Below are 26,038 nucleotides of genomic sequence, written 5' to 3'. Positions count from 1 at the left end.
CAGGCTTGACCGCACCCCGACCCACCGCCACCCAGGGCCCAGATGAAAAAGCAAGTTCGGGAACAGCTGAAGCAGCAACTGAAAGCCGACCGCCAGGTCGTCATTGCGGCCTTCCAGGCCGACGGCAAGCCTGAAAAACTGCTGCGCAGCCTGCGCCACAGCGTCGACGGCGTACTGGCGCGTGCCTGGCAGGAAACCGGCTTGCCGCCCGGCACGGCCCTGGTCGGCGTGGGCGGTTATGGCCGCGGAGAACTGTTTCCCTATTCCGATGTCGACCTGCTGATCCTGCTGCAACAGGCGCCCGATGCGGCCACGCAGGAAAAGCTCGAGGAACTGGTGCAACTGCTGTGGGATCTGGGCCTGGAAATCGGCCACAGCATCCGCACAGTGGATGAATGCATGGTCGAATCGAAGGCCGACATCACTGTGCAAACGAGCTTGCTCGAAGCGCGCCTCGTGTGCGGCAACGCGGACTTGTTCGCGCAATTGCAGCAGCGCTATGACGCGGCCATGGATCCGCAGGCATTCTTCCAGGCGAAAACGGCGGAAATGCGCCAGCGCCATGCCAAATACGAAGACACGGCCTTCAGCCTGGAACCGAATTGCAAGGAAAGCCCGGGCGGCCTGCGCGACTTGCAGGTGATCCTGTGGGTGGCCAAGGCGGCCGGCTTGGCGAACTCGTGGCGCACGCTGGCCACGGGCGGCCTGATCACCCTGACGGAAGCGCGCCAGCTGATGGAAAAGGAGCGCGCCTTCAAGGATATCCGCGTGCGCCTGCACCTGCATGCGGGACGGCGCGAAGACCGCCTCGTGTTCGACGTGCAGACGGCCATCGCCGAATCGCTGGGCCTGCAAGCGACGGGCAGCGGGCCGCACATGCGCCGCGCCAGCGAATTCTTGATGCAGCGCTACTACTGGGCCGCCAAGACGGTGACCCAGCTCAACACGATTCTGCTGCAAAACATCGAGGCACGATTGTTTCCGCAAGACGACGTGGCTGTGCCCATCAACGAACGCTTCAATGAAGTCAACAGCCTGATCGACATCAGCGCCGACGACACGTTCGAGCAATACCCGTCGGCCATGCTGGAAGTCTTCGTGCTGATGACGGAACGCCCCGCCCTGAAGGGCATGACGTCGCGCGCCACGCGGGCCCTGTGGCACGTGCGCTTCAAGATCGATGGCGCCTTCCGCCAGGATCCCGTCAACCGCGCCCTCTTCCTGCGCATCATGCAAGCCCCGGTCGGCATCATCCATGCGCTGCGGCGCATGAACGAGATGAGCATCCTGGGGCGCTATCTGCCGAATTTCCGCCGCATCGTGGGTCAGATGCAGCACGACCTGTTCCACGTGTACACGGTCGACCAGCACATTTTGATGGTGGTGCGCAACATGCGCCGCTTCACGATGAGCGAACACGCGCACGAATATCCGTTCTGCAGCCAGCTGATGGCCGATTTCTCGCAGTCGTGGCTGCTGTACGTGGCGGCCCTGTTCCACGACATCGCCAAGGGCCGCGGCGGCGACCACTCGAAGCTGGGCGTGGCCGACGCCACCCAGTTCTGCCAGGACCACGGCCTGTCGGCGGAAGACACGGAACTGGTGGCTTTCTTGGTGGAAAATCACCTGACCATGTCGCAAGTGGCGCAAAAACAGGACCTCTCCGATCCCGACGTCATCGCCGCCTTTGCGAAAGTGGTCAAGGACGAGCGCCACCTGACGGGCCTGTACCTGCTGACGGTGGCCGACATCCGCGGCACCAGCCCGAAAGTGTGGAATGCCTGGAAGGGCAAGCTGCTGGAAGACCTGTACAAGATCACCCTGCGCGTGCTGGGCGGCGAGCCGCACACGGCCGACCGCGAACTGAAGAACCGCCAGCAGGAAGCGCTGGCCACCCTGCGCCTGTACGGCTTGCCGCCGGATGCCCACCTGAAACTGTGGCAGCAGCTGGACGTGGCGTATTTCCTGCGCCACGACGCGTCCGACATCGCCTGGCAGACCCGCTCGCTGTATGACAAGCTCGACAGCAAGTTGCCGGTGGTAAAATGCCGGCTGGCGCCCATAGGCGAAGGCTTGCAGGTGGCCGTGTACATTCCCGACCAGCCCGACCTGTTCGCGCGCATCTGCAGCTATTTCGACCGCAAGAACTTCAGCATTCTCGACGCGAAGATCCACACGACCAAGAATGGCTATGCGCTCGATACGTTCCTGGTCACTGAGCAAAACTTCGCCAAGAGCTACCGCGACATCATCAGCCTGATCGAGCATGAGCTGGGTGAACTGCTGCAGTCGCAAACGCCGCTGCCGCCACCGGGCAAGGGACGGCTGTCGCGCCTGTCGCGCACCTTCCCCTTCCAGCCGACCGTGGATTTGCGGCCCGATGAAAAGGGCCAATACTATTTGCTGTCGGTGGCGGCCAACGACCGCACGGGCTTGCTGTATGCGATCGCCAACGTGCTGACCAAGTACCGCATTAACTTGCACACGGCCAAGATCATGACCCTGGGCGAGCGGGTCGAAGACGTCTTCCTCGTCGACGGTCCCGCGCTCAACAATGCCCGCAACCAGATATTGCTGGAAACCGATTTACTCGATGCGCTAAAGGTTTGATGACCTCCCGCGCAGCGCCTACCTTTACTGAAACTGAAACAACATGACCGAAGAATTATTACGCTTGTCCAAACGCATGTCCGAACTGGGCCTGTGCTCCCGCCGCGAAGCCGATGAATGGATCGCGCGCGGCTGGGTCCGTGTGGACGGCAAGGTGGTGTCCGAACTGGGCAGCAAGGTCTACCCGAGCCAGAGAGTCACCGTGGAACGCCAGGCGGCGGCCGAGCAATCGAAGCGGGTGACCGTGCTGATCAACAAACCTGTCGGCTATGTCAGCGGCCAGGCGGAAGACGGCTACACGCCTGCCGTGGCCCTGATCAAGGCGGAAAACCGCTGGGCGGAAGACCGCAGCCCGGAACAGTTCCACCCCACGCAGCTGCGCAGCCTGGTGGCGGCCGGCCGACTGGACATCGATTCCGTCGGCTTGCTGGTCCTGACGCAGGACGGCCGCGTGGCCAAGCAGCTGATCGGCCACGATACCGATATCGACAAGGAATACCTGGTGCGCGTGAGCTACACCAAGGGCGGCACCCTGCCCGACAGCGAACTGAAAAAGCTCAACCACGGTCTGTGGCTCGACGGCAAGCCGCTGTTGCCGGCCAAGGTGCGCTGGCAAAACGAAGACCAGCTGAGCTTTACCCTGCGCGAAGGCAAGAAACGCCAGATCCGCCGCATGTGCGAAGCCGTGGGCCTGAAAGTGCTGGGCCTGAAACGCGTGCGCATCGGCAAGGTCAAGTTGGGCGACTTGCCGACAGGCCAATGGCGTTACCTGAGCGCGGACGAACAATTTTAAGCGGCGACATCTGGATGGCATGCCGCAGCGTGCCATTCCGCATAAGCAACAGGAATATAGTGATATAAAAACAATTATTGTGATTTACTTAGTAAATATTGCTTTAAACCTATACACTATTCCCCATTAGAACAAAAGAGATACGCTGTCGTGAACGATCCCATTCCCAATCCCCTGCGCAAAGGCGCGCCCAGCCTGGCTGACGTGGCCGAGCCGATGGCGCCCGGCACCAAGCCGCACCATATGAGCGATCCGTGGGATATCGGCGAAACCCTGTGCAGCCTGGCTGACAATGGCGACGCCATCTCCATCTACCCGACGGGCGGCGAAGACGTCATCATGGCGCGCATCCTGTCCGTCGACGACGACTTGCCGCAATTCGTGCTGGAACTCAATGAAGGCGCGACCCTGCCCGAAGGCGGCGCCACATTTGTATCGTGGGTGCAAAGCGCCAAGCTGCAATTTACCATCAATGGCGAATGGCAGGCGTATCCCGAACGCCCGAACGTGTATCTGACCAACTTCCCCAGCCATTGCCTGGTGCTGGAACGGCGCGAATCGACGCGCCTGGAAACGCCGCTGGGCGTGTACTACCTGGCCGCCTTCGTACTCGAAGGTCGTCCGTATGAATTGCAGCTGTATGATTTCTCGGCCGGCGGCATCGGCATGCGCGCCCATCCGCGCGACACGGTGGGCCTGTACGTGGGGCGCAAGCTGTCGCGCGTGCGCCTGGAACTGGGGCCAAACAAGGTCATGATCGCCGACCTGGAAATCCGCCTGTCACGCACCTTCCGCTCCTTCCTGCTGGGAGAACAAGTGCAGATCGGCTGCCGCTTCCTGAACCTGACGGATGCCATGCAGGATGAATTAAAGATGCTGCTGGATAACTTGGGCAGCAGCCGCAAGGTACGCTAGGTTTGCTTCAGGCATAAAAAATGGCCGCCCAGCTCATGCTGCGCGGCCATTTTTTGTTTAACAGCCAAAGTCACGAGGCGCCTGAAAAACGATCAGGGCAAGGCGCATTGCCGAAGACAGTACGAATAGTACGGCGAGGCAATGCAACGCAGCCATGGACGTTTTCTCAGGCGCCGATCAGTCGTCGTCGTTTGGATCCAGGTCGGGAAACATCACTTCCGTATAGCCGAACTGGGTAAAGTCAACGATACGCATCGGATACAGAATGCCGTGCAAGTGGTCGACCTCGTGCTGCACCACGCGGGCATGGAAGCCGTCGCAGTCGCGGCTGATGGGCTGGCCGAACTGGTCCACGCCTTCGTAATGCAGTTCACTCCAGCGCGGCACGCTGCCGCGCAGGCCGGGCACGGACAGGCAGCCTTCAAAGCCCTCTTCCTTGCGTTCCGACAAAGGCGTCAGCACAGGGTTGATCAGCACGGTTTCCGGTACTTGCGGCGCGTCGGGATAGCGCAGGTTTTGCTTGAAGCCGTAGATCACCAGCTGCAGGTTGACCCCGATCTGCGGCGCCGCCAGGCCCGCGCCATTGGCCGCATGCATGGTGTCGAACATGTCGGCGATCAAGGCATGCAATTCGGGCGTATCGAATTCACGCACAGGCTCGGCCATGCGCAACAGACGCGGATCACCCATCTTGAGGATTTCACGTACGGTCATTTTACTTCCAGTGCCGATTGCAGTTCTTGCAGGTAAGTGCGGAAGGCCGCGCCCGTTTCCGGATGTTTCATGCCCATCGCCGTCGTTGCCTTCAGGTAGCCAAGCTTGGAGCCGCAATCATAACGCTGCCCCTGGTAGCGGTAAGCCAGCACGCGCTCTTCGCGCATCAGGGCGGCGATGCCGTCCGTCAACTGGATTTCGCCGCCGGCACCCGTGCCGATATTTTCCAGGTGGTTAAAGATACGGCTGGTCAGCACATAACGGCCCACCACGGCCAGGGTCGATGGCGCCTCTTCGGGCGCAGGCTTTTCCACGATGGCCGAGACCAATTCGAGGTCCGGCTGATAATTCTTTGCCGATACAATACCGTACTGCTTGGTTTCCGCGCGCGGCACATCCTGCACCGCCAGCAGCGAGCAATTTTCATACTGGAAGACATCGGTCATCTGCGCCAGCACGGGGCGCACGCCCTCTTCCACATCCATGAAATCGTCGGCCAGCAAGACGGCAAACGGCTCGTCGCCGATCACGGGACGGGCGCACAGCACGGCATGCCCCAGGCCCAGCGGCGCCGACTGGCGTATGTAAATGCAATTGATGTGCTTGGGAATGACGTTTTGCACCATGTCGAGCAACTGGCGCTTGCCGGCCGCTTCCAGTTCCGACTCCAGCTCGTAGGCCGTATCGAAATGGTCTTCGATGGCGCGCTTGTTGCGGCCCGTGATGAAGATCATTTCCGTGATGCCGGCCGCCACGGCTTCTTCCACCGCGTACTGGATCAATGGCTTGTCGACGATGGGTAACATTTCCTTCGGTTGCGCCTTGGTCGCTGGCAAGAAACGGCTGCCCAGGCCGGCGACGGGGAAAACTGCTTTTCTGATTTTTTTCATGGGTCTTTTGTAGTATTTTGAATGATTAGTCCTGCGCCAGCAGAGCCAGCAGAGCCAGCAAGCCAGCCTCGTCGAGTATGGCCACACCCAGCTCCTGGGCCTTGGCCAGCTTGCTGCCGGCATCCGAACCGGCCACGACATAGCCTGTCTTCTTCGATACAGAACCGCTGACCTTGCCACCGGCCGCCTCGATCAGCTCCGCAGCTTCGTCGCGGCTCATGTTGGGCAAGGTGCCCGTCAGGACGAAAGTCTTGCCGTCCAGTTTGCCGCCAGCGGCTGGCATTTCAGGCAATTGTGACAGTAATTCATTTCGCAGGGCGTCCAGTTGACCAAGCAGCTTGACATTGCCCTCATCGGCCAGCCATTGCGCCAGCGCTTCGGCCACGACGGCGGGCAAGCCCGCGTGGAAGCTGGCGCCTTGCGCAGCCAGGCTGGCCAGGGTCACGCCCCGCTCCACCAGCTGCTTGCTGCGCGGCTCCGTCAGCTTCGGGATGCCGATGGCTGCCAGCAGCGTGGTCTGCTCCAGCTGCGTGCGCAGCTTGGCGCTGGGCGCGTGTTCGCCCTGGGGCGTGACACCGGCATCCAGCAATGCCTGCAGCGCCTGCTGATTCTTTTCTTCCGCAAAGAAGTCGGCGATCGATTCGGCCACGGTGCCGCCGATGTCGGGCAGCACGCGCAGCAAGGCCGCCGGCGCTTTGCGTACATACGCCAGGCTGCCCAGCCATTCGGCCAGGGTCTTCGCCGTCGACTCGCCCACGTGGCGGATGCCCAGCGCGAACAGGAAACGTTCAAGCGGCGGGCGCTTGCTCGCCTCGATGCCGGCCAGCAGATTTTCCGCCCACTTGGTAGGAATCTTGCCTTGTTGCACTGTTTCAGGCGTCGAACCGTCGCGCTCGTCGGCGCGCACTTTCATTTCCAGCAGTTTATCCAGGGTCAGGCCGTACAAGTCGGCCAAGCCATGCACGTATTCCAGTTCGACCAGGGTATCGATATAACGTTCGCCCAGGCCTTCGATATCCATCATGCGGCGGCCCGCAAAATGGCGGAACGCTTCCTTGCGCTGCGCCGAGCAGAACAGGCCACCCGAGCAGCGGGCAATCGCCTCGCCCTCTTCACGCACCACGTGCGAGCCGCAGACGGGACAGGCTTCCAGCATCTTGAACGGCAGCGGCGCCGGTTCCGGACGTTTTTCCAGCACCACGCTCAGCACTTCGGGAATCACGTCGCCGGCGCGGCGCACGATGACGGTGTCGCCCACGCGCACATCCTTGCGCAGCACTTCGTCTTCATTGTGCAAGGTGGCGTTGGTCACCGTCACGCCGCCCACGGACACGGGCGCCAGGCGCGCCACGGGTGTCATGGCACCCGTGCGGCCCACCTGGATATCGATGCCCAGCACCTGCGTCAGCGCCTCTTCGGCGGGGAACTTGTGCGCCAGCGCAAAACGGGGCGCACGCGACACAAAGCCCAGTTCCTGCTGGTCTTCCGTCGCATTCACCTTGTAGACGACGCCGTCGATTTCGTAGGGCAAGACGGGCCGGCGCGCGCCGATATCGGCGTAATATGCCAGCAAGCCTTGCGCGCCCTGCACCACCTTGCGCTCCTTCGACACGGGGATGCCCAGCGTTTCGTACCAGTCCAGCAAGGCCGAATGCGACACCGGCATGGCGGCGCCATCGAGGGCGCCGATGCCATACGCATAGAAACGCAGCTTGCGCTGCGCCGTGATACGCGAATCGAGCTGGCGCAGGCTGCCGGCGGCCGCATTGCGCGGGTTGGCGAATTCCTTCTGCCCCGCTTCACGCTGGCGTTCGTTCAAACGGGCAAAATCGGCCTTGAACATCATCACTTCGCCGCGCACATCGAGCACGGCAGGAATCTTGTCGCCATGCAGGCGCAGCGGGATGCCGGAAATGGTGCGGATATTCGCCGTCACGTCTTCGCCCGTGGCGCCGTCGCCGCGCGTGGCCGCCTGCACGAACAGGCCGTTTTCATAGCGCAGGTTGATGGCCAGGCCGTCGAATTTCACTTCGACCGCATAGTCGACCTCTGCACCGTCAAGGTCCAGGCCTTCGCGCACGCGGCGGTCGAAATTGACGATATCGTCATCGGAGAAACCATTATTCAGCGACAACATCGGCACCGTGTGCGTGACTTGCTCGAATTGCGGCAAGGGCGCCGCACCCACGCGCAAGGTGGGCGAATCGGGCGTGCGCAATTCGGGATGGGCCGCTTCCAGCGCTTGCAGTTCGACAAACAGCTTGTCGTACTCGGCGTCGGGAATGGTGGGATTGTCGAGCACGTGGTAGGCGTGCAAATGCCGATTAAGTTCGGCCGTGAGTGCCAGGACGCGCTGGGCGGCGTCCTGGTTGATCGGATCATTCATTGTTGCGAGATTCTTCAGCTAAATAAACGCAGGGCGCGGGTGGAGCCGGCCGGAATGTCGGCCGCGTCCATTTCCTGGTAAAACTCTTGCACCTGGCCGGCAATCTCGGCCAGCGCCGCATCGGACAAGGCCTGGTTGTAATCGTCGACGATGGTCGCGTCCAGGCGGCCCACCAGTGCCTTGGCGCAGGCGACCATGGCGCCGAAGCCGTCGCGTGCAGGCGCCACGCATGGCACGTCCAGCAACAGAGTCAGGCGTGGCGTCGTTTCTTCGGCCAGGGTGACATTCGTCGACAGCGAGAACAGATAGCCGCCGTCGCCGTCCGGCATGACGAAACGGCCATCAGGACGCACGTCAAAGCCCTGTTTTTCCAGCGCGAACAGCAAGGTGGAAATGGCCCATGGCGCGCCATTCGTGTGCAGGTTCACACCCAGCTGGGCATCGTGGCCGGCCACGAAACGGTGCAGATTGCGCGCTTCGGCCATCACTTCCATCATGTCGGGCACTTCCGGCTCGGCGCCGATCTCGTCTGCCACACCGCGCAGGCGCGTGACCAGTTCCGAATATTCCAGTTCATTCAAGGCCGTGCTGCGGCTGGCCAGCTGCACGCCGCCCTGCATCTTGGTGTAGACACCGCCATGCGTGATCGGTTCCCAGTCGCCATTCACATGCAAGCCGATGAAGTGCACGGGCTTGTTGCCCACCAGGCGCAGGGTTTGCAGCACGGGCAGGATCTTGTCGCCGCGCACGGGCGCTTCCAGCGACAGGGGCAGCAGGCAATCGATCAGCGGGTCGACCAGGCTGGTCGCCTGTTCGCTGGCGGCGCTGACTTCCTGCTGCGCCGGCGCGGCAGGCGTGGCGGGTGCAGGGTCGGCATCGGCCAGCGAAGGTTCCGCATGCACGGGCGCGTCAGGTACGGGGGCCGCTGGCGGCGCGCCGAACGATGGTTCGGCCTTGGCGGCGGGCGCCGCGTCGAAGCGCGGCTCCTGGCGCAAGACGGGTTCCTGGGCTTCCACCGCGGGGGCGTCGCCCTCGCGCATCAGCACATCGTCGTGGTCAGTGGAAAAAGCCCGTTCCACGCTTTTCTTGGCCTTGTATTCCTGCCATTTGTTATACGAGAAAACGCCGACGATAAAGACGCCGCCGGCGCCGAACAAGGTAATTTGAAGGTCTGTCATGCTGCTTGTGCCTCGGTTGCAAAATTTGCGGCGGACTCCATGTCCACCGCCACGATGCGCGATACGCCCTGCTCCTGCATCGTCACACCGATCAATTGATGGGCCATTTCCATCGCAATCTTGTTATGCGAAATGAAAAGGAATTGGGTCTGGTCGGACATGCGCTTGACCATGCGGCAGAAGCGTTCCGTGTTCGAATCGTCCAGCGGTGCATCGACTTCGTCGAGCAGGCAGAACGGCGCCGGATTCAGGCGGAACATGGAAAACACCAATGCGGTCGCGGTCAGCGCCTTCTCTCCACCCGATAACAGGTGGATGGTGGCATTTTTCTTGCCGGGAGGCTGTGCCATGACTTGTACACCGGAATCGAGAATCTCGTCGCCCGTCATGGTCAGTTTCGCCTGGCCGCCGCCGAACAGAATCGGGAACAGCTCGGAAAAGTGATGGTTGACCTTGTCGAACGTGTCTTGCAGCAAGTCACGCGTTTCCTTGTCGATCTTGTGGATCGCGTCTTCCAGCGTATTGATCGCTTCCGTCAGGTCGGCATTCTGGGCATCGAGGAAATTCTTGCGCTCGGATGCCTGCGCCAGCTCGTCCAGCGCGGCCAGGTTGACGGCGCCCAGGCCCGTGATGGCATTCGTCAAACGCGTCACTTCGCCCTGCAGATACGAGGGACGCATGTCCGGGTGCAATTTTTCCGTCAGGACCGCTTCATCGGCGCCCGACTCCAGCAATTGCTGGGCGAATTGCTCCTGGTTCAGGCGCGCGGCCTGTTCCTTGAGCTGCATTTCCATGATCTTGTCGCGCTGCGGCTGCAGGCTGCGTTCCGACTGCGTGCGCGCGTCTTCGGACAGGCGCAACTGCTGCGTAATCTGATCGAGTTCGTGGCGCGCATCGGCCAGCGCCCGCTCCTGCGTCGTGCGGCGCTCGAGCAAGTCCTGCAAGCCGTCGGCGGCCGCGCCGCTTTCCAGGTTGGCCAGTTCCAGTTCGCCCGCCTGCAGGCTGGCAGTCACTTGCTGCGCCTGCGTACTGGCCGTGGCGATGTTGCGGCGCAATTCCTCGATCTTCGCGCGGTGGGCTTTTTCCGCGTATTCCGTATCCTTGGCGTTTCGTTCCAGGTCGCGCAAGGCTTCGCGCGCTTCGGCCAAGCGCTGTTCCTTCTGCAGGAAGTCCGTATGGCCGTCTTCGTGCGCTTCCTGCAAGTTGCCCAGCTCCATGTCCAGCTGTTCGAATTTTTCTTCCGATTCCAGCTTGGTCTGCATCTGTTCCGCTTCCTGCGCGGCGATTTCGGCCAGGTCGGCGCCGATCTGCGTGCTGCGCTGGTTGAAACGCGCTTCCACTTCCGACAATTTGACCACGTCGAGCTGCAAGGTATGCACGGACGCCGTCAGTTGCTGGATGCGCAGGCGCAGGTCGGACAGGTTGCGCGTCAAGGCCCCCACGGCCGCGTCGGCCCGTACGGAACGGGCGCGCGCCTCTTCGGCCAGCAATTGCTGGGCGCGCAACTGTTTGCCGATATTCTCGATTTCCTGCTGGCGGCCCAGCATGCCTTCCTGCTCCGAATCAGCCGCATAGAAGCGCACGCTGGTGGCCGTGACCACGTGACCGGCGCGCGTGACGAAGTAGCCGCCTGGCGGCAGCTTGCCCCGTTCGGCCAGGGCTTCGGCCGCGTCTTCCACGGCGTAGGCGTTATACAGCCAATCCTGCAGCAAGCCGCGCAAGCCCGGATCATTGAGTTTGAGCAAGTTCAGGAACGGTTTCAGACCTGCCACTTCCGGCATCGGCAGCGGCGCCACGGTGGATGGCGCATACAGGGCCAGCTTGGCCGGCGGCGCATCGGCAAAGAATGCCTTGGCCCAGTCGATGTTCGACAGTTGCAGGGCCGACGTGCGCTCGCGCAAGATCGATTCCATGGCCGCTTCCCAGCCCGCTTCGATCTGCAGCTTTTGCCACAGGCGCGGCAAAGTGTCGAGCTCGTGCTTTTTCAGCCATGGCTGAACCTTGCCCTGGGTCTGTACCCGTTCCTGCAATTGTTTCAAAGCGGAAAGACGCGCTTCCAGCTGGGCGTTGGCGGCTGTTTCGGCATTGACCTGCGCCTGCGCCTCCATCCGTTCCTGCTCCAGTTTGGGCTGCTGCTCCAGCGCTTCTTCCAGGTAGAAACCCTGTTCTTCCAGCGTTTGCTGCTTTTCTTCCAGCTGCAGTTTCAGGTTTTCCAGATGGCTGCTGTCGGGCAAACTCAGGCTGTTCTTTTCCTGCTGCAGGCGCTCGCGGCGGCTCAGGAGACTGGCCAGGATGTTCGAGGCGTTGCGCTGGTGTGCCGATTCCAGTTCCAGCTGCTGCTGCGCCTGCATGATCCGGGCGCGCGATTCCGTGCTCTTGTTTTGCGCGGCGCGCCAAGCGGCGTCGAGCTCGGGCAATTGCTCGCCCTTCTGCTCCGCCATCATTTGCGATTGCTCGACCTTGGCAGCCAGCTCTTCGAGATGAAATTCCGCCTCTTCGATCTGTTCCTGGTATTCGCCACCCTGCTGCGTCCACTGGTCGCGCTGGGCCGTCAGGGTCGCCAGCTGCGCCTGCAGGCGCGCGCGCGATTCGATGACGAACTTGATCTGCGCTTCCAGGCTGCCGATTTCCGCATTCGTCTGGTACAGATGGCCTTGCGCCGTGTGCAAACGGTCGCCCACGGCAAAGTGCGCCTGGCGCATCTGCTCGAGGGTCAGTTCCAAATTGCGCAGCTTGGCCGTCTGCTCTTCCAGGTCCGTCTGCGCCTGTTCCACTTCGCGGAAATAGCGCGTCTGCTCGTTTTGCGCCTCGTTCTTGCGCAGCAACCACAACAGTTTTTGTTTTTCTTCCTGGTCCGCCTGCAAGGCGTGGAAACGGGTGGCCACGGCCGCCTGCGCTTCCAGCTTTTCCAGGTTGGCATTGAGTTCGCGCAAGATGTCTTCCACGCGCAGCAAATTCTCGCGCGTGTCCTGCAGGCGGTTTTCCGTCTCGCGGCGGCGTTCCTTGTATTTGGAGACGCCGGCCGCCTCTTCCAGGAAGACGCGCAATTCTTCGGGGCGCGATTCGATGATGCGCGAAATCATGCCCTGGCCGATGATGGCGTAGGCGCGCGGACCGAGGCCCGTGCCAAGGAAAATATCCTGGATGTCGCGCCGGCGCACGGGCTGGCCATTGATGTAATAGGTAGACGTGCCGTCGCGCGTCAGGGTGCGCTTGACGGCGATCTCGGCGTACTGGCCCCATTGGCCCGAGGCCTTGCCATCGTTGTTGTCGAATACCAGCTCGACCGAGGCGCGCCCGGCCGGCTTGCGGTGCGTGGAGCCATTGAAAATGACGTCCTGCATGGACTCGCCGCGCAGTTCCGACGCTTTCGATTCGCCCAGCACCCAGCGCACGGCGTCGATGATGTTCGACTTGCCGCAGCCATTCGGCCCGACCACGCCCACGAGCTGGCCTGGCACCTGGAAATTGGTGGGATCGACGAAAGACTTAAATCCCGACAACTTGATGGAAGAGAGACGCACGTGTTTTAGAGTTCCTGGCCTATGCTGGCGGTTATATTATGGGTGAACCCGGTTCATATTCACTTCAGATGCACCATCGCGGCGGCTGTCTGGCCATGCACCGCAAAAAAAAGTGGTTCATCATACCATTTCCTGATGCTTTTCTGGCCAAAAAACCGTGGCGCCAGGCGCCAGCGTGCCCCGCATCATGGGGCTGGGCGGCCATCCTGTGCCAGTTTCCAGTCTTCGCGGGAAAAAACACGCTCATGGCCAGACAGCACCAGGGCCAGTTTTTGCAGCCATTGCTCGGTCGGCATGGGTTCGGCCTTGAAGCTGAGCACCACCATCAGCACCAGGCTGGCCAGGGCCAGCGCATGGCTGACGGCGAAATTGACGGCGCCGCGGGCATTCCACATGAAGCCCAGCGCCAGCGCCAGGCCCAGCACGCAGCCGCTGACGGCTTCCGACACGCTGTGCGCATGGACGACCACGCGGGAAATAGCCACCAGCACGGCAAACGCCACGCCGACGAGCACGCCGGCATGGCGCCAGCGCGGTGCGGCCCGCTGCAGCAGCACATACATCAGCACGGGAAACACGGCGCCGGCGCGCATGGCGTGGCCGCTGAAACCCGTAAAATCGAGCGCGCTGCTGCCCACGCCCCAGCTCATGAAGGCCAGCTTCGACAGCACCACGAGGGCCAGGCCGCCGCCGTACCACAGGCTCCAGCTCAGTACCAGGCGCCACTGGCGCGAAACGAGCAACCAGAGGGCGATCGCCACGCCAGCCGGCCCCATCACGGCCATATCGGCCGCAAAAGAAATTCCATTCCACCAAGTCATCGTGCCTGCACTTATTTCATGATCAGCTTGCACTATGCCACGACTCAGTGCTGTTCCGCGCGGCTTTTGCTGTGCTGCAGCGAAGAATTACATTCGATTACAAAATTTCCACGCCAAAACCATCCGCCGGGCATTGCAAGGCAGGCGTCAGATATTCGTCAAGCGCTTGCCCTTGGGCGGCGCAAAGTCGCGAATCGATTCGATCATGCCCACTTCCAGCGCCTGGTCAGCCGTCAGGTGCAGGTCGGAATACGCGTGCACCTGCCACTGCTCTTCCGTCAGGCTGACGTGGCCGCGCAGGATGCGCTCGGTGCGCATGTCGTCGGCGCGCAAGCCCTCGACGATGATGCTGAGCGCGTCGGGGCGCGATCCGGGCGAGGCTGTCGCATGCGACTTGTGCACCATGAAACGGGCCGTGTCGCTGGCGTGGCGGTGCCGCCCCGCCAGGAACAGGGTGACGGCGATGGACGCCACGGCGCCCGCATTGTAGGTAATGATGTCGAGCGGCAACTTGCTGAGGAAGTTGTACAGACAGATGCCGTCGCTGACATAGCCGCCGTTGGACTGGATCAAAATGTGCGCGGTGGTAAGCTTGTCTTCCGTGATGTCGGCCACGGCGTTGAAGACGCGCCGCACCATGTCACTGTTGACGTCGCCCGAGAGGGTAAAGTAACCGTGCTGCTCGGTGTTGTTTTGCGTCTCGCTTTGTGTAGTGTTCATGGCAGGCACCCGCAAGAAAGCCAGGATTTCATCATAGCGCATTCCCGCGCGGCCGGGCGCCCTTTTGCACCGGGCCAGCGCCCCTCCCAGCCCCGCAAACCGGGGCTTTTGCTGCAATCTGGCAACGTCTTTTCAGATTGACAGAAACACCTTGCTGGCATATATTCCTTCCACTTGATCGGGAGAGGGCAAACCAGCGTTGCCGCCGAAGGGGCACTACCCAAAAACTCTCAGGCAAAAGGACCGATCAGGCGAACTGAAGCTGTTGCTTTGGCGACACGTTTCAGCTCAACTCTGGAGAGCGGCCGCGGCTATTGCCGGCGGCCCACCGAAGGGGCGCACGGGGCAAGCCCCCGTAATCTCTCAGGTACAAAGGACAGGGGGGTCAGTGATCACGCTGGAAAGCCGTGTTTGGCTATTCTATGTTTTGTTAACTCCCCTTTTACCTTCGTCCCGAGGAATCCATGACGCTCAAAGCGACCCCACTCAATAACGCCCACCGTGCCCTCGGCGCCCGCATGGTCGATTTCGGCGGCTGGGACATGCCCGTCAACTACGGCTCGCAAATCGAAGAACACAATGCCGTGCGCGGCGACGCCGGCATGTTCGACGTGTCCCATATGTGCGTGGTCGATATCGAAGGTCCGAACGTGCGCGCTTTCCTGCGCGGCTTGCTGGCCAACAACGTTGACAAGCTGCAAGTGTCGGGCAAGGCGCTGTACTCGTGCATGCTCAATGCCGAAGGTACCGTCATCGATGACTTGATCGTCTACTTCTTCAATGAAAACTGGTTCCGCCTCGTCGTCAACGCGGGCACGGCGGAAAAAGACGTGGCGTGGATGCAGCAGCAAAACACCAACACCAGCAGCGGCCTGACGATCACCCAGCGCCGCGACGGTAATGACGCCATGGCGCTGGTCGCCGTGCAAGGCCCGAACGCCCGCGCCAAGGTGTGGCAAGTACTGCCGGAAACGCAAGCGGCCTCCGAAGCCATCAAGCCATTCAACGTCGTCATCGTCAAGGACACGGCTTTCGGCGAAGTCATGCTGGCGCGCACCGGTTACACGGGCGAAGACGGCTTTGAAATCGGCGTGGCCGCCACCCAGGTGGAAGCGCTGTGGAACGCCCTGGCAGCGGCCGGCGTCAAGCCGGCAGGCCTGGGCGCGCGCGACACCCTGCGCCTGGAAGCGGGCATGAATCTGTACGGCCAGGACATGGATGAAACCGTCAACCCGCTCGACGCGGGCCTGGCGTGGACCATCGACCTGGTCAGCGAGCGCGACTTCATCGGCAAGGCCGCCCTGCTGGCCAAAGGCCAGAACGCGCAATTCGTGGGCCTGATCCTGCGCGAAAAAGGCGGCGTGCTGCGCGCCCACCAGAAAGTCATCATCGCCGGCAGCGAAGCCACGGGCGAAATCACCAGCGGCACCTTCAGCCCGACGATGCAGGAAGCGATTGCCCTGGCGCGCGTGCCGAACGGCGTGAACGTGGGCGACACCGTGCACGTGGAAATCCGCGGCAAGCAGCTGGCCGCTTCTGTTGTCAAGCTGCCTTTCGTGCGTAACGGTAAAATCCTGGCTGCGTAAGCGTATTAGAGCCGCCCGCAAGACCGTACAACCATAATCAATAACGAACACTTACTATCTGGAGCCACACATGAACATTCCTGCAGAACTGAAGTACACCGCTTCCCACGAATGGGTACGCCTTGAAGGCGACGGCACGATCACCGTCGGCATCACCGAGTACGCGCAGGACGCCCTGGGCGACATCGTCTTCGTCGAACTGCCAACCGTGGGCAATACCTACGGCGCCGGCGACGACGCCGCCGTGGTGGAATCGGTCAAGGCAGCGAGCGACATCTACGCGCCGATCGCCGGCGAAGTCGTGGCCGTCAACGACGACGTGGTCAACTCGCCTGAGTCGATCAACGCCGACGCCTACGCCAACTGGCTGTTCAAGATCAAGCCAGCCGACGTGTCGGCCCTGGACGGCTTGCTCGACGCTGCCGCCTATGGCGCCACCACCGGCGCGTAATCGCGTTTGACTCACGGGCCGCAATCGCGGCCCGTTTGCATTTTTTCTGCGCTGCGTCCGCGCGCCGCATCCCGGTTTTTCAGTCTTTTTTGGCCTCTATATCATGACCCGCACCAGCCTGACCCAACTCGAAGCACGCGATGCCTTCATCGCCCGCCACATCGGCCCTTCTGCCACCGAACAGCAAGCCATGCTGGCGACCCTCGGCTATCCATCGCGCGCCGCGCTGATCGACGCCCTGGTACCGGCCAACATCCGCAACAAGGGCGCCCTGCCCCTGGGCGCGTACTCGCAGCCGATGCCGGAACAGGAAGCCCTGTCGCGCCTGAAAGCCATCGCCGGCAAGAACCAGGTATTGAAATCCCTGATCGGCCAGGGCTACTACAACACGTTCACCCCTGGCGTCGTGTTGCGCAACATCTTTGAAAACCCGGCCTGGTACACGGCGTACACGCCTTACCAGCCAGAGATTTCGCAAGGCCGCCTTGAAGCGATTTTGAACTTCCAGCAAGTGATCACGGATTTGACCGGCATGGGCATATCGAACGCCTCGATGCTGGACGAGGGCACGGCCGCCGCCGAGGCGATGACCCTGATCCAGCGCGTCGGCAAGTCGAAGTCGAACGTGCTGTACGTCGCCAATGACGTGCTGCCGCAAACCCTGGAAGTGGTGCAAACGCGCGCCCAGCCGATCGGCATCGAAGTGCGCACCTTCGATCCGGCTGAAATCGAGTCGCTGGACGCCTGCTTCGGCGTGCTGCTGCAATACCCTGGCGTCAACGGCGTCGTGCGCGACTACCGCGCCGGCGTGGAAAAACTGCACGCGAATGGCGCCATGGTCATCGTCGCGGCCGACCTGCTGGCCCTGACCATGCTGACGCCGCCGGGCGAATGGGGCGCCGACGTCGTCGTCGGCAACAGCCAGCGCTTCGGCGTGCCGCTCGGTTTCGGCGGCCCGCACGCGGGCTATCTGTCCACGCGCGATGAATTCAAGCGCAATATGTCGGGCCGCCTGGTCGGCGTGACCGTCGATGCGCAAGGCAACAAGGCGTATCGCCTGGCCCTGCAAACGCGCGAACAGCATATCCGCCGCGAAAAAGCGACCTCGAACATCTGCACGGCGCAAGTGCTGCTGGCCGTGATGGCTTCGATGTACGCCGTCTACCACGGGCCTGCCGGCCTGCTGCAGATCGCCCAGCGCGTACACCGCTACACGGGCGTGCTGGCCGCCAACCTGAAGACACTCGGCTATGGCGTCGTCAACGCAAGCTACTTCGACACGCTGACCATCAACGTTGCCGATGCGGCGCAACTGCACGCGACGGCCATGCACCACGGCGTTAATCTGCGCAAGATCGACAATACCCACGTCGGCGTGTCGCTCGATGAAACCACCACGCGCGACGATATCGCGCTGCTGTGGAAAGTGTTCGCGCACGGTCTGGCCAACGCGCCTGCCGCGCCTGACCTGGACAGCGTGGAAGCTGGCGTCACCAGCGCCCTGCCGGCACAGCTGGCGCGCGAGAGCGCCTACCTGACCCACCCCGTCTTCAACAGCTACCACTCGGAACACGAAATGCTGCGCTACCTGCGCAGCCTGGCCGACAAGGACCTGGCGCTGGACCGCACCATGATCCCGCTCGGCTCGTGCACCATGAAGCTGAACGCCACGTCGGAAATGATTCCCGTCACCTGGCCCGAATTCTCCAACATCCACCCGTTCGCTCCCGATGCGCAAACGGTCGGCTACCGCGAAATGATCTCGCAACTGGAAGAGATGCTGTGCGCGCTGACAGGCTACGCGGCCGTCTCGCTGCAGCCGAACGCCGGCTCGCAGGGCGAATACGCAGGTCTGCTGGTGATCAAGGCCTACCACGAATCGCGCGGCGAAGGCCACCGCAACATCTGCCTGATCCCGTCGTCGGCGCACGGCACCAACCCGGCATCGGCCAACATGGTCGGCATGCAGGTGGTCGTCACCAGCTGCGACGCCAACGGCAACGTGGACCTGGCCGACCTGAAAGCGAAAGCGGAAAAGCACAGCGCCAACCTGGCCTGCGTAATGGTCACCTACCCATCCACCCACGGCGTGTTTGAAGAAGGCATCCAGGAACTGTGCGAGATCATCCACTCGCACGGCGGCCAGGTCTACATCGACGGCGCCAACATGAACGCGCTGGTCGGCGTGGCCGCTCCCGGCTCGTTTGGCGGCGACGTGTCGCACCTGAACCTGCACAAGACCTTCTGCATCCCGCACGGCGGCGGCGGACCAGGCGTCGGCCCGATCGGCGTCGGCGCCCACCTGGCGAAATTCCTGCCGAACCAGCGTTCCTCCGGCTACCAGCGCGATGTGGCCGGCATCGGCGCCGTCAGCGCCGCGCCATTCGGCTCGGCCAGCATCCTGCCGATTTCGTGGATGTACATCGCCATGATGGGCGCGGAAGGCTTGACGGCAGCGACCGAGACGGCGATCCTGGCGGCGAACTACATCGCGCGCCGCCTGGCGCCGCACTACCCCGTGCTGTACTCGGGCCACGATGGCCTGGTCGCGCACGAGTGCATCCTGGACCTGCGCCCGATCACGGACGCCACCGGCATCAGCAACGAAGACGTGGCCAAGCGTTTGATGGACTTCGGTTTCCATGCGCCGACCATGAGCTTCCCCGTGCCGGGCACCCTGATGATCGAGCCGACGGAAAGCGAATCGAAAGTGGAAATCGACCGTTTCATCGACGCCATGATCGCCATCCGCGCGGAAATCGCCAAGGTCGCCAGCGGTGAATTCGACCACGACGACAACCCGCTGAAAAACGCGCCGCACACGGCACAGGTGCTGATGTCGGACAACTGGGAACGCAAGTACAGCCGCGAAATCGCCGCCTACCCCGTCGCTTCCCTGCGCCAGCGCAAATACTGGCCACCAGTCGGCCGCGCCGACAACGTGTACGGCGACCGCAACCTGTTCTGCGGCTGCGCGCCTATCAGCTCGTACGAAGAAGAGTAAGCGCCGGGCGCCCGCTTCCGCGGGCCTGTCGACGACAAGAAGGCAGGCCACGCGGCCTGCCTTTTTTTATGCCTGCACATCCACGTAGGTCGGATTAGCGCGCAAGCGCGTAATCCGACACATGGTTGGCGCTTGTGGCGATGTCGGATTACGCTCCGCTAATCCGACCTACAACGTGACAACGTCACAGCGCCAGCAAGGCCGCGCCCGGCAACCCCAGCACGGTGCCCAGCATCGTCAACAGCACGACATCGCGCCGCTCGCAGCGGGCGCGGTGCGAACTCCAGGCGGCAAACAGCAGCGCTACGGCCACGCCGCTGAGCGAAATACCCACTTCCGTCATGTCCGCTCTCCCCGCAGATGCGGCGCAGCCGCCATTGTTACGTTCATCATCGTCGTCATCCTTTGCCTTTATTGAGTTGACTACCTATCGGTAGGTAGTCAGTGTACAATAAAAAAGACGGCAATGTCCATGCCGTGTTTTTTGACGATACAAAGGAAGCGCAATGCAGCAGAAAACCCCTCTTCCCGCCGCCAGTCTCGGGCTGGCGGCTTCCCTGGCCCTGGTCGCCGTGCTCGGTCCGGCCGGCATCGACATGTATCTGGCCTCGATGCCCGCCATGGCGCGCGAGCTGCACACCTCGTACGCGAATGTGCAGCTGAGCCTGACCGTCTTCCTGCTGGCACTGGGCGGCGGGCAGCTGCTGTGCGGCCCGCTGACCGACATGCTGGGCCGGCGCCGTCCGCTGCTGGCCGGCATCGCCGTCTACATTCTTGCCGCCGTATGGGCGTCGCAGGCCGACCAATTGACCACCCTGCTGCTGGCGCGCACCCTGCAGGGCCTGGGCGCGGCGCTGACCCTGGTCGTCGTGATGAGCATGGTGCGCGACGTGGCCGATGGCGTGCAGGCGGCGCAGCTGTTTGCCCTCCTGATGACCATCGTGGGCCTGGCGCCCGTGCTGGCGCCGGCCGTGGGCGGCTTGCTCGACGCGCATTACGGCTGGCGCGCCGTGATGCTGGCCCTGGCCGCGCTCGGTGTCTTGACCCTGCTCAATAGCGCGCTGTTCCTGCCGGAAACGCTGCCCCGCGCCCGCCGCGTCTCGCCGCAAGGCATGCACCGCACGTATGCGCGCATCGCGCTGGACCGCGCCTTCCTGCTGCCCGCGCTGGCCCTGTCCGCCACTTTCTTTTTCCTGTTTGCCTATATCGGCGGCGCGTCGCTCGTGTACCAGCGCGATTTCGGCCTGTCCGCCGGCAGCTTCGGCCTCGTCTTCGGCGCCACGGGCGTGGCCGTGCTGCTCGGCGCGATGGCCAGCGGCCGCCTGGTGGAAAAATATGGCGTGGCGCGGTTGAGCGTGACGGGCAGCGCGGCCATGCTGTGCGGCGCGGGACTGGCCCTGCTCGGTGCCTGGGCGGGAGCCGGCATCGCCGCCGTCGTGCCGGGCATGTTCGTGGCCCTGTTTGGCCTGGGCATCGCGGAAGCGGCGCTGATGGCCATGGCCATGGGTTCGCAGCAGCGCGCGCTCGGCTCCACGGCCGCCCTGCTGGGCGCCATCCAGATGACCTTGTCGTCGCTGGCCACGCCGCTGGCGGCCAGCCTGTCCGAATGGGGGCCATTGCCCTGGCTGCTGTTCTTGACCGTGGCCGGCCTGCTGGTATCATGGCTGACCCTGGCCACTGCGCGCGTCCATCCGGTCCATGCCAGCAGCCTGGGAGCGCACTGACGCCTCACTCACACTCACCTCAATGATGAAAAAACGCTCGGCCTCGGCCGATAACATCTGTGCCGTCGCGGTCGTGCACTTTTCGGAGCACGGCTACGATGCCTCGTCCCTCAGCGACATCGCCGGGCAGGCGGGCATGCGCAAGGCTTCGCTGTACTCGCACTTCGCCGGCAAGGATGCCCTGTTCCTCGACGTGTTTGCCGACGCCCTGGCCGAAGAGCAAGCCTTCATGGATGCCTGTTTCGCCGATGAAGCGGCGCTGGCGGCCACGGCCGGCAGTGCCCTGGCCGGCTCCCTGTACTGCGACCGCATGGCGCAGCGCTATGCGGACTCGGCCCACCTGCGCTTTTTACTGCGCACGGCGTATTTGCCGCCCGCGCCCCTGCGCGTGGAAGTGGGCACGGGTTACGAAGCGCTGCTGGCGCAATTGCAGCGGCACTACGTGGCCAGCCTGGGCCGGCTGGCGCCCGCGCTGCCGCCGCAGCGCGTCGACCTGTACGCGCAAGCCTACCTGGGCATCGTCGACAGCCTGCACGTGGAGCTGATCTACGCGGGCGGCGCCGCGCTGCAGCAGCGCCACGCGGCCTTGTGGCAGATATTGTCCGATTCGCTGGCGATGGCCACGCAACATGGCTGAGCAAGTGGCCGGCAACACCCACATTACACTTTGGAAACCTAAGATTTCTTCAGTTGACACTCTTGCAGCACATCCATAAGATGCCCTCATTATTCATTTACGGAGTCCCACGTGGGTACTTGTTCTAGTGACAGTAGCCGATCTTGTATCGGTGATTGCCTCGGCAGCTAAACAGCAAGCAACACGGAATTCCGTTTTCTCCGTGCCTTGCTGAGCAAGGTGCGGTGTCTCGCGCGGCCAGTACGGCTGCGCGCCTCTCCCCCTCTTTCCGATCGCGACCGGCTACTGACCCGGATTGCCCGCCAGCGCCATGCCTCGCCATGTTGCGTTGGCGGCACGCAAGTCTTGCCTGCGGCTGCGCCGCCCGTCAACACCTCGTCGTGAAAGGAAGAGCCATGAATCTCTTCACCCGCTTATTCGAATCGTTCCTGCGCAAGCGCCATACGGCCGGCCACTTCCGCCGGCGCGCCATGCCGCCGGAAAACAGCACGGCCCGCCCCGTGCCCGACCACCTGGCGCGCCAGCTGCTGGCTGCCGCCCATGAAGACCTCGATAGCGCGCTGAACCGCCTGCACACGCGCATCGAAGGCTTGCGCGATGCCGAAGCGCAAGTCATCGGCGCGCAAACGGGCCCCAATGAAGTCGAGCATGAAAAGCCGCTGGCCTGGTACCAGCACCTGTGGCTGTGCTACAAGAATCCGTTCAACCTGTTACTGACCGTGCTGGCCATCGTGTCCTACCTGACGGAAGACCCGAAAGCCACCATCGTCATCGGCACCATGGTGATTTTGTCGACCCTGCTGCGCTTCGTGCAGGAAGGCCGCTCGAACCGTGCCGCCGAGCGCCTGAAAGCCATGGTCAGCAATACGGCCACCGTGCTGCGCAATGGCCAGCAGATCGAGCTGCCGATCCGCCAGCTGGTGCAGGGCGACATCATCGTGCTGTCGGCCGGCGACATGATACCCGCCGACTGCCGATTGCTTTCCGCGAAAGACCTGTTCGTCAGCCAGGCCGCCATGACGGGTGAATCCTTGCCGGTGGAAAAAATGGCCGAGCTGGCCGACAGCGCAGGCCGCGATCCCATGGAACTGGCCAACCTGCTGTTCATGGGCACCAACGTGATCTCCGGCGCCGCCACGGCGCTGGTGCTGGCCACCGGCAACCGCACCTACTTCGGCACCATCGCCACGCGCGTGACGGCCACCGAGCGCACGCCGACGGCCTTCGAAGCGGGCGTCAACAGCGTCAGCTGGCTGCTGATCCGCTTCGCCCTCGTGATGGCGCCGCTCGTGTTCCTCATCAATGGCTGGACCAAGGGCGACTGGATGGAAGCGTTTTTGTTCGCCCTGTCCGTCTCCGTCGGCCTGACGCCGGAAATGCTGCCCATGATCGTCACCAGCACTCTAGCCAAGGGCGCCGTGAAACTGTCGAAAAAGAAAGTCGTCGTGAAACGCCTGGACGCCATCCAGAACTTCGGCGCCATGGACGTGCTGTGCACGGACAAGACGGGCACCTTGACGCAGGACAAGATCGTGCTCGAGCGCCACACGGACGTGTTCGGCCAGCCCTCCGACGAAGTGCTGCAATTCGCTTATCTGAACAGCCACTACCAGACGGGCCTCAAAAACCTGCTGGACCGCGCCGTACTCGACCACGTGGAATTGCAGACGGAAATGCAGCTGGCCCGCGATTACGTGAAAGTCGATGAAATCCCGTTTGATTTCGTGCGCCGCCGCATGTCAGTCGTCGTTTCCGAAAAAAACGACCACCATGAGCTGATCTGCAAGGGCGCCGTCGAGGAAATCCTCGCCGCCTGCAGCCATCTGCGCCTGGGCGGCGTGAATATTCCCCTCGATGCGGCCCTGCTGGCCAAGGTGCTGGAAACCACGCATGGCCTGAACGCGGAAGGTTTGCGCGTGGTGGCCGTGGCCGTCAAGGAAGTGCCGCCCCACAAAACCGTGTACGGCGTGGCCGATGAAACGGCGCTGACCCTGATCGGCTATGTGGCCTTCCTCGATCCGCCGAAGGAATCGACGGCGCCGGCCCTGCGCGCGCTGGCGGAACACGGCGTGACCGTAAAAGTCCTGACGGGCGACAACCACCTGGTGACGGCGAAGATTTGCCGCGAAGTGGGCCTGGCCGTGCATGGCGTGCTGCAAGGCCCGCAGCTCGACGACATGGACGACGCCACCCTGGCCAGGGCAGCGGAAGACAATACCGTGTTTGCCAAGCTCAGCCCGCTGCACAAGGAGCGCCTCGTGCGCGCCCTGCGCGGCAATGGCCACATCGTCGGCTTCATGGGCGACGGCATCAACGACGCGCCCGCCCTGCGCGCGGCCGACATCGGCATTTCCGTCGATTCCGCCGTCGATATCGCCAAGGAAGCGGCCGACATCATCCTGCTGGAAAAGAGCCTGATGGTGCTGGAAGAAGGCGTGCTGGAAGGCCGCCGCACCTTCAGCAACATGCTCAAATACATCCGCATGACGGCCAGCTCGAACTTCGGCAATGTGTTTTCCGTGCTGGTGGCCAGCGCCTTTTTGCCGTTCTTGCCCATGCTGCCGCTGCACTTGCTGGTGCAGAACCTGCTGTATGACGTGTCGCAGATCGCCATTCCCTTCGACAATGTCGACGCCGAACTGATCCAGCAGCCGCTGAGCTGGAATCCGCGCGACATCGGCCGCTTCATGGTCTTTTTCGGCCCGATCAGCTCGATCTTCGACATCAGCACGTTTATCTTGATGTGGCATGTGTTTGGCGCGAATACGCCAGAGCAGCAAACCCTGTTCCAGTCCGGCTGGTTCGTCGTGGGGCTGTTGACCCAAACCCTGATCGTGCACCTGATCCGCACGCCCAAGCTGCCCTTCATCGACAGCATCGCCTCCGTGCCCCTGCTGGTGGCCACCACCGCCATCATGGCCGTGGGCGTCTTCCTGCCGATGGGGCCGCTGGCGACCTACTTCAAGCTGCAGGCCTTGCCGTTGGGCTACTTCCCCTGGCTGCTGGGCATCCTCGTCTGCTACACGGTGCTGACGACGTTCATGAAACGCGTGTATCTGCGCAAATTCGGCTGGCAATAGTATGATGAGCCGCTCTTCCACCCACACAAGGCACGCATGAGCGGCTCCCCTCCTTCCAAGCGTAATCTCGCCCTGCTGCTGTCGGCCCTGGTTTTTCCCGGCAGCGGGCATTTCGTATTGCAACGCAAGGCACGCGGCTGCCTCTTCCTCGTGCCGGCCCTGGTCGCGCTGGTGCTCGTAGTGCGCCAGATCATGGCACGTTTGGACCAGATAATGGCACAGATCGACAGCGGTGCCCTGCCCTTCGACGTGCAGCTGATCGTGGAAAAAGTCGATGCCCTGTCCGCCAATGACGGCCCCGCCATGACGGTGGCCGTGGGCGTGCTGGTGCTATGCTGGATTGGCAGCCTGGTCGATACCGTGCTGTTGAAACCGTGAAGTAGCGTCAAATGAGCGTCAAACCACGTCGCCCTTGATGCGGCGCGACTTCGGTCCGCGGACGGCGGCGATGCGCGCCTCGCTGCGCTCCTGCACGCGGCCGCTGAACCAGCCCTGCACATCCGCGCCAAAGCCGGCCGGCGCGACACTGCCAAAACCTTGCGCCAAGTCAAGCAAGGTGGTCTTGCCCAGTTCGGCGCGCATGCTTTTCTCGGCGCGCAGCATGAGGGCATGGATGCCGCATACGCCGCTGGTCATCCAGCCGGGCGGCTCGCCTTCGTACAGGGTGCAGCGGCTGCGGATCTGCTGGCAATCGAACAGGGGTTTCGGGCCTTCGATGGCATCCACCACGTCGAGCACGCTGATGTCGCCGGGCGGGCGCGCCAGCTGATAACCGCCGCGTATGCCTTCCGACGCGGTCACGATGCCCGCCTTCTCCAGCTTGGGAAAGATTTTCGCCAGGAAGGAGACGGAAATACCCTGCAACTCCGCCAGGTCGCGGCTGCTGGCAGGCTCGGCAAGCGGCTGTGCCAGATATAGCAGGCAATGCAAGCCATACTCGGTGCCGCTTCCATAATGTGCCATGATGCCATTCCTCCGTTGCAAAACGGGGACTGTAGCACTCCC

General features: G+C 62.7%; 19 protein-coding genes and 2 riboswitches. Of the genes, 10 read left to right on the top strand and 9 right to left on the bottom strand.

Features of this window, described 5'->3' with window-relative positions; all coding sequences use genetic code 11:
• Positions 1–42: 42 nt before the first annotated feature.
• The 3 genes from CSQ92_RS04485 to CSQ92_RS04475 all read left to right on the top strand — a co-directional run bounded on the left by CSQ92_RS04485 (position 43) and on the right by CSQ92_RS04475 (position 4,318).
• Positions 43–2,610: a [protein-PII] uridylyltransferase gene (locus tag CSQ92_RS04485; protein ID WP_099393337.1), complete on the top strand. Its 2,568-nt coding sequence runs from the start codon at positions 43–45 to the stop codon at positions 2,608–2,610.
• 43 nt (positions 2,611–2,653) lie between these two features.
• Complete coding sequence (locus CSQ92_RS04480; RefSeq protein ID WP_034752263.1) at positions 2,654–3,403, top strand: pseudouridine synthase; 750 nt, start codon at positions 2,654–2,656, stop codon at positions 3,401–3,403.
• Positions 3,404–3,553: 150 nt separating this feature from the next.
• Entirely contained in the window at positions 3,554–4,318 is a 765-nt protein-coding gene (locus CSQ92_RS04475) for a flagellar brake protein (RefSeq protein ID WP_080753528.1), read from the top strand.
• A gap of 177 nt (positions 4,319–4,495) precedes the next feature.
• On the opposite strand, the gene def is transcribed toward CSQ92_RS04475, so the two are convergent.
• From def to CSQ92_RS04440, 7 genes are all read right to left on the bottom strand, one after another.
• Entirely contained in the window at positions 4,496–5,032 is a 537-nt protein-coding gene (gene def / locus CSQ92_RS04470) for a peptide deformylase (protein WP_034752265.1), read from the bottom strand.
• Positions 5,029–5,922 (bottom strand): UTP--glucose-1-phosphate uridylyltransferase GalU, encoded by an 894-nt coding sequence (gene galU / locus CSQ92_RS04465; RefSeq protein WP_034784160.1) that lies wholly within the window; start codon positions 5,920–5,922, stop codon positions 5,029–5,031. Before galU ends, def begins: the two co-directional genes overlap by 4 nt.
• A gap of 25 nt (positions 5,923–5,947) precedes the next feature.
• A complete protein-coding gene (gene ligA / locus CSQ92_RS04460; protein ID WP_099393336.1) occupies positions 5,948–8,308 on the bottom strand; it encodes an NAD-dependent DNA ligase LigA in 2,361 nt (786 codons plus the stop codon).
• A gap of 14 nt (positions 8,309–8,322) precedes the next feature.
• Positions 8,323–9,486, bottom strand: coding sequence for a cell division protein ZipA C-terminal FtsZ-binding domain-containing protein (locus CSQ92_RS04455; RefSeq protein ID WP_034784162.1), 1,164 nt, complete (start codon positions 9,484–9,486; stop codon positions 8,323–8,325).
• Positions 9,483–13,010: a chromosome segregation protein SMC gene (gene smc, locus CSQ92_RS04450; RefSeq protein ID WP_099393335.1), complete on the bottom strand. Its 3,528-nt coding sequence runs from the start codon at positions 13,008–13,010 to the stop codon at positions 9,483–9,485. Before smc ends, CSQ92_RS04455 begins: the two co-directional genes overlap by 4 nt.
• A gap of 185 nt (positions 13,011–13,195) precedes the next feature.
• The gene (locus CSQ92_RS04445) at positions 13,196–13,831 is read right to left on the bottom strand and encodes a phosphatase PAP2 family protein (RefSeq protein WP_225317295.1); all 636 of its coding nucleotides are present in this window, start codon (positions 13,829–13,831) and stop codon (positions 13,196–13,198) included.
• Between the two features lie 147 nt (positions 13,832–13,978).
• Positions 13,979–14,551: an ATP-dependent Clp protease proteolytic subunit gene (locus CSQ92_RS04440; protein ID WP_034784247.1), complete on the bottom strand. Its 573-nt coding sequence runs from the start codon at positions 14,549–14,551 to the stop codon at positions 13,979–13,981.
• Between the two features lie 169 nt (positions 14,552–14,720).
• Positions 14,721–14,807, top strand: a riboswitch (glycine riboswitch).
• A 28-nt stretch (positions 14,808–14,835) separates the two neighbouring features.
• Positions 14,836–14,941, top strand: a riboswitch (glycine riboswitch).
• A 74-nt stretch (positions 14,942–15,015) separates the two neighbouring features.
• Here CSQ92_RS04440 and gcvT point away from each other — a divergent pair.
• The 3 genes from gcvT (at position 15,016) to gcvP (ending at position 19,592) form a co-directional block, all read left to right on the top strand.
• Complete coding sequence (gcvT, locus tag CSQ92_RS04435) at positions 15,016–16,137, top strand: glycine cleavage system aminomethyltransferase GcvT (RefSeq protein ID WP_099393334.1); 1,122 nt, start codon at positions 15,016–15,018, stop codon at positions 16,135–16,137.
• A 70-nt stretch (positions 16,138–16,207) separates the two neighbouring features.
• The gene (gcvH, locus tag CSQ92_RS04430) at positions 16,208–16,588 is read left to right on the top strand and encodes a glycine cleavage system protein GcvH (RefSeq protein ID WP_034784168.1); all 381 of its coding nucleotides are present in this window, start codon (positions 16,208–16,210) and stop codon (positions 16,586–16,588) included.
• A gap of 103 nt (positions 16,589–16,691) precedes the next feature.
• The gene (gene gcvP, locus CSQ92_RS04425) at positions 16,692–19,592 is read left to right on the top strand and encodes an aminomethyl-transferring glycine dehydrogenase (protein ID WP_070279244.1); all 2,901 of its coding nucleotides are present in this window, start codon (positions 16,692–16,694) and stop codon (positions 19,590–19,592) included.
• Positions 19,593–19,776: 184 nt separating this feature from the next.
• Here the strand turns inward: gcvP and CSQ92_RS28985 are convergent, their stop codons facing one another.
• On the bottom strand, positions 19,777–19,935 hold the full coding sequence (locus tag CSQ92_RS28985; protein ID WP_161789584.1) for a hypothetical protein: 159 nt from the start codon (positions 19,933–19,935) through the stop codon (positions 19,777–19,779).
• Positions 19,936–20,098: 163 nt separating this feature from the next.
• Here CSQ92_RS28985 and CSQ92_RS04420 point away from each other — a divergent pair, with 163 nt between their 5' ends.
• The 4 genes from CSQ92_RS04420 to CSQ92_RS04405 all read left to right on the top strand — a co-directional run bounded on the left by CSQ92_RS04420 (position 20,099) and on the right by CSQ92_RS04405 (position 25,411).
• Positions 20,099–21,316: a Bcr/CflA family efflux MFS transporter gene (locus CSQ92_RS04420; RefSeq protein ID WP_099393333.1), complete on the top strand. Its 1,218-nt coding sequence runs from the start codon at positions 20,099–20,101 to the stop codon at positions 21,314–21,316.
• Between the two features lie 22 nt (positions 21,317–21,338).
• The gene (locus CSQ92_RS04415; RefSeq protein WP_099393332.1) at positions 21,339–21,953 is read left to right on the top strand and encodes a TetR/AcrR family transcriptional regulator; all 615 of its coding nucleotides are present in this window, start codon (positions 21,339–21,341) and stop codon (positions 21,951–21,953) included.
• 395 nt (positions 21,954–22,348) lie between these two features.
• Complete coding sequence (mgtA, locus tag CSQ92_RS04410; RefSeq protein ID WP_099393331.1) at positions 22,349–25,033, top strand: magnesium-translocating P-type ATPase; 2,685 nt, start codon at positions 22,349–22,351, stop codon at positions 25,031–25,033.
• 36 nt (positions 25,034–25,069) lie between these two features.
• Complete coding sequence (locus tag CSQ92_RS04405; protein WP_034784175.1) at positions 25,070–25,411, top strand: hypothetical protein; 342 nt, start codon at positions 25,070–25,072, stop codon at positions 25,409–25,411.
• Positions 25,412–25,429: 18 nt separating this feature from the next.
• Here the strand turns inward: CSQ92_RS04405 and CSQ92_RS04400 are convergent, their stop codons facing one another.
• Complete coding sequence (locus CSQ92_RS04400; protein WP_092610917.1) at positions 25,430–25,996, bottom strand: RrF2 family transcriptional regulator; 567 nt, start codon at positions 25,994–25,996, stop codon at positions 25,430–25,432.
• Between the last annotated feature and the right edge of the window lie 42 nt (positions 25,997–26,038).

Source organism: Janthinobacterium sp. BJB446 (assembly GCF_002735655.1).
Taxonomy (GTDB): Bacteria; Pseudomonadota; Gammaproteobacteria; order Burkholderiales; family Burkholderiaceae_D; genus Janthinobacterium; species Janthinobacterium lividum.
This window is presented reverse-complemented; position numbering and strand designations above follow the sequence as displayed.

Coding starts and splice junctions, on each gene's coding strand:
- CSQ92_RS04415 (WP_099393332.1), top strand. CDS start 21,339: ATGATGAAAAAACGCTCGGCCTCGGCCGATAACATCTGTGCCGTCGCG.
- CSQ92_RS04445 (WP_225317295.1), bottom strand. CDS start 13,831: ATGACTTGGTGGAATGGAATTTCTTTTGCGGCCGATATGGCCGTGATG.
- CSQ92_RS04440 (WP_034784247.1), bottom strand. CDS start 14,551: ATGAACACTACACAAAGCGAGACGCAAAACAACACCGAGCAGCACGGT.
- mgtA (WP_099393331.1), top strand. CDS start 22,349: ATGAATCTCTTCACCCGCTTATTCGAATCGTTCCTGCGCAAGCGCCAT.
- gcvP (WP_070279244.1), top strand. CDS start 16,692: ATGACCCGCACCAGCCTGACCCAACTCGAAGCACGCGATGCCTTCATC.
- CSQ92_RS04455 (WP_034784162.1), bottom strand. CDS start 9,486: ATGACAGACCTTCAAATTACCTTGTTCGGCGCCGGCGGCGTCTTTATC.
- gcvT (WP_099393334.1), top strand. CDS start 15,016: ATGACGCTCAAAGCGACCCCACTCAATAACGCCCACCGTGCCCTCGGC.
- CSQ92_RS04480 (WP_034752263.1), top strand. CDS start 2,654: ATGACCGAAGAATTATTACGCTTGTCCAAACGCATGTCCGAACTGGGC.
- CSQ92_RS04485 (WP_099393337.1), top strand. CDS start 43: ATGAAAAAGCAAGTTCGGGAACAGCTGAAGCAGCAACTGAAAGCCGAC.
- def (WP_034752265.1), bottom strand. CDS start 5,032: ATGACCGTACGTGAAATCCTCAAGATGGGTGATCCGCGTCTGTTGCGC.
- ligA (WP_099393336.1), bottom strand. CDS start 8,308: ATGAATGATCCGATCAACCAGGACGCCGCCCAGCGCGTCCTGGCACTC.
- galU (WP_034784160.1), bottom strand. CDS start 5,922: ATGAAAAAAATCAGAAAAGCAGTTTTCCCCGTCGCCGGCCTGGGCAGC.
- CSQ92_RS04420 (WP_099393333.1), top strand. CDS start 20,099: ATGCAGCAGAAAACCCCTCTTCCCGCCGCCAGTCTCGGGCTGGCGGCT.
- CSQ92_RS04405 (WP_034784175.1), top strand. CDS start 25,070: ATGAGCGGCTCCCCTCCTTCCAAGCGTAATCTCGCCCTGCTGCTGTCG.
- CSQ92_RS28985 (WP_161789584.1), bottom strand. CDS start 19,935: ATGACGGAAGTGGGTATTTCGCTCAGCGGCGTGGCCGTAGCGCTGCTG.
- gcvH (WP_034784168.1), top strand. CDS start 16,208: ATGAACATTCCTGCAGAACTGAAGTACACCGCTTCCCACGAATGGGTA.
- CSQ92_RS04400 (WP_092610917.1), bottom strand. CDS start 25,996: ATGGCACATTATGGAAGCGGCACCGAGTATGGCTTGCATTGCCTGCTA.